This is a genomic window from Pseudaeromonas pectinilytica (assembly GCF_054780855.1).
This window is the reverse complement of record NZ_BAAGVN010000072.1, coordinates 1-2,921: the sequence shown is the minus strand read 5'-3', so window position 1 is coordinate 2,921 and position 2,921 is coordinate 1. Positions and strand designations below refer to the sequence as shown.

Below are 2,921 nucleotides of genomic sequence, written 5' to 3'. Positions count from 1 at the left end.
CATGGCTACACACTGTCACCACCATGGCTACACACTGTCGCCACCATGGCTACACACTGTCACCACCATGGCTACACACTGTCGCCACAGGGTGACCACATTGCCACCATCATCCTTGCCACACTTTCAACACCTTGTTCCCATAAGGTTGACACCCTGCTGCCACCATCCAACCACACTGTTCACACAGTGGGCCCGCAGCCCGATCTGATCGCACTGACAATTTTTGCTGGTCACAAAGACCCACGCCCCGTTACTCCCGCATCACATTTGGGCGCGACATGTATGACGCAGTGTGTTTGATGATACGACGCAATGTTGGAATGTACGTTGTGCGACGTTAGAAAGAATGTTAATCACACTAGACATAACGTAGTATTATGTTGGTCATTACATTATTTTTTTGCGCCCCAACACAATATCATTAGGAAGAATGTTGCGTGACGTTAGAAAGAACGTAGCGCCGAATGGGGAGTAACGGGGCATGTGACCAGCTAAGGAAGGTGCGAACAAGTTCCTGATATGAGATCATCATGTTCATCCGGAGCGCATCCCAGAGGGACATCATGAGCCATCAACTCGGCGCTGTTCCCTTTACGTGTTGTTCAGAATTTTGACCCCACCAGATAACCAGGATTTCGCACTGTTGGGCTCTTGGTTGTAGACCCGGAACCACGCCAGATAGTTTTTCAGGTAATCCGTCCCAACTCCCTGGAATTTCTGCATCCAGCCCCGCCAACGGCTGACATAGTTGTTTAGTGTCTGGATGTGGTAAACCTCATCCCCAACCCGGTGATGCTCACTCATTATCAACCGCTTATGAATGATGCCCGCGGCTTCTTCGGCTATTTGTATGTAGCTCTGGTTACCATCGGTGCAGAGGATTGAGCCTCGACTTAGCAGGGGTTGTAACGCGGGGGCGATTTGCTGGTAACTCTTGTCCAGTAACACCGCATCCGCTTCATGTTCGTATCGATCCAAAGCAATCAGTGCTGGAACCAAGGGAACTCGACCCTGTCCTTGGCCGCCATGCTTCCGGGGAGGACGGCTTAAGTGGCGAGAACCCTTAAAGGACTCTGGTGTGAACACCTCATCGGCTTCAATGATCCCGCTTAACTTGCTGGCATTGGTGGTCAGAGCATAACGCAAGAACCGATGCCGCCAGCGAAAGGATGTTTTCAGATCAATACCGCATTCACGGGCCGCTTTTCTGAGCGACATGCCTTCACTGAGACAACTAGCATAGCGGGCCCATTTCTCTTTGTGACGCAGGCGAGTCAGAGCCGCACCATGTAACTGATTGAATGTCTTGCCACATTCTTTACAGCGGTAGCGTAGGAGCCCTCGAGATTGCCCCCAATGGATGACATGTTTAGCATGGCAATGAGGGCAAACCGGGAGAGTAGAGTGACGCTCTGACAGTACTTGTCGCAACAGATCTTGTTGCATGTGATGGCGCAGATGCTCTTGTGCTCGTTCCAACTGCAAAGATGACAGCTGGTTAAAGGAGCGAAGCAGTTCAAAAAAACTGTTGGTCTCCATAGTAGGGTACCTCTGCGTAGAGAACCTACGTCAAGTATAGGTCAGGCCCAACACGTAAAGGGAACAGCGCCATCAACTCACCTTCGCCGATAGTGAATTCAGCACTTGCATATTCCCACGCATGGCGATCGCTCAATAACATTCATGCCGATCGGCCTTGTTGATCAAATCCAAAGTCGGATACTCGCTCCCCAACCCGCCGGGCGGGCTTAGGGGGCTGCTGAAAAACGATAACCAACTGGCGATGTTATTCACCCTGGCCAACCTGTTTCGGGTGGACCAGATGATCCGTCAGTGGGAGAGATCTCAGTAAAAACCGGAAATAACGCCAGAAATGGCGAAAAAACGCCCTAAATAGGCTGATTCGAGCTGTTGGTGGGAGATATAATCGGCCCAGATCCGCGAAATTTTAATCAGCGAGTCAGCTTGGGAAGAAATGACCTGCTTATTCGAACCTTCCATAACTAAGGTAAAAGTATTGGTCGTTTCTTTTGTCTCGCCTTTCCATGCTTTTTGAGGTTAATCATATGAATAAAAATGGCTTGGCTTTTCCGTTAGTATATTCATGCTCTGGTTGTTCTAGTGCGGCGCAAATGGCTAATTATCTAGCTCTTCAATTAGATAGGCAGGGTGAGGCCGAAATGTCCTGTATTGCCGGTGTCGGCGGAAATGTAAAAAATTTAGTTCGCCTAGCCAAGTCGGGGCGGCCAATCCTGGCTCTTGATGGATGTCCTCTTGAGTGTGTAAAGAATTGCTTAGCCGTACATAATGTTGTTCCAGCTCAACATATAATGCTAAATGAGCTGGGAGTTAAAAAGCGTGGCGCTGTTCCCTTTACGTGTTGGGGCTAATCTATACTTGCAGTAAGTTCGCTGGACTGAGGTGCCCGCTATGGATACCAACCGTTTTTTTGAACTGCTTCGCTCCTTTACCCAACTGACATCTTTGCAGTTGGAGCGTGCCCAAGAACATCTTCGCTATCACATGCAACAAGACCTCTTGCTACAAGTACTCACCGAGCGCCAGACTGCCCTCCCTGTTTGCCCTCATTGTTATGCCCAGAAGGTCATCCACTGGGGACAATCCCGAGGGCTCTTGCGCTACCGGTGCAAAGAATGTGGCAAAACATTCAATCAGTTACATGGTGCTGCTCTCGCTCGCCTGCGTCATAAGGAAAAATGGGCCCTCTATGCCAACTGCCTGAGTGAAGGCATGTCACTCAGAAGAGCCGCCCACGAATGCCATGTTGACCTAAAAACATCATTCCGCTGGCGGCATCGTTTCTTGCGGTACGCACTGACAACCAATGCCAACAAGTTAAGCGGAATTGTCGAGGCCGATGAAGTCTTTACACCGGAGTCCTTCAAGGGCTCCCGAAC

The 2,921-nt window shown here is 50.0% G+C and carries 3 protein-coding genes and 1 pseudogene; 3 read left to right on the top strand and 1 reads right to left on the bottom strand.

Annotated features, from left to right (window positions below; genetic code table 11):
• Positions 1–594: 594 nt before the first annotated feature.
• Positions 595–1,542: an IS1595 family transposase gene (locus ACYVG7_RS05260; protein ID WP_460882172.1), complete on the bottom strand. Its 948-nt coding sequence runs from the start codon at positions 1,540–1,542 to the stop codon at positions 595–597.
• Positions 1,543–1,753: 211 nt separating this feature from the next.
• Between ACYVG7_RS05260 and ACYVG7_RS05255 the strand changes: the two are divergent.
• The 3 genes and pseudogenes from ACYVG7_RS05255 to ACYVG7_RS05245 all read left to right on the top strand — a co-directional run.
• Positions 1,754–1,855 (top strand): annotated as a pseudogene (locus ACYVG7_RS05255) (IS5/IS1182 family transposase); the annotation flags it as partial.
• 193 nt (positions 1,856–2,048) lie between these two features.
• Positions 2,049–2,393 carry a putative zinc-binding protein gene (locus ACYVG7_RS05250; protein WP_460882173.1) on the top strand — a complete coding sequence of 115 codons (345 nt, stop codon included), beginning with the start codon at positions 2,049–2,051 and terminating at the stop codon, positions 2,391–2,393.
• Between the two features lie 40 nt (positions 2,394–2,433).
• On the top strand, positions 2,434–2,921 hold a 488-nt coding region (locus ACYVG7_RS05245), incomplete at its 3' end, for a transposase (RefSeq protein ID WP_460882171.1).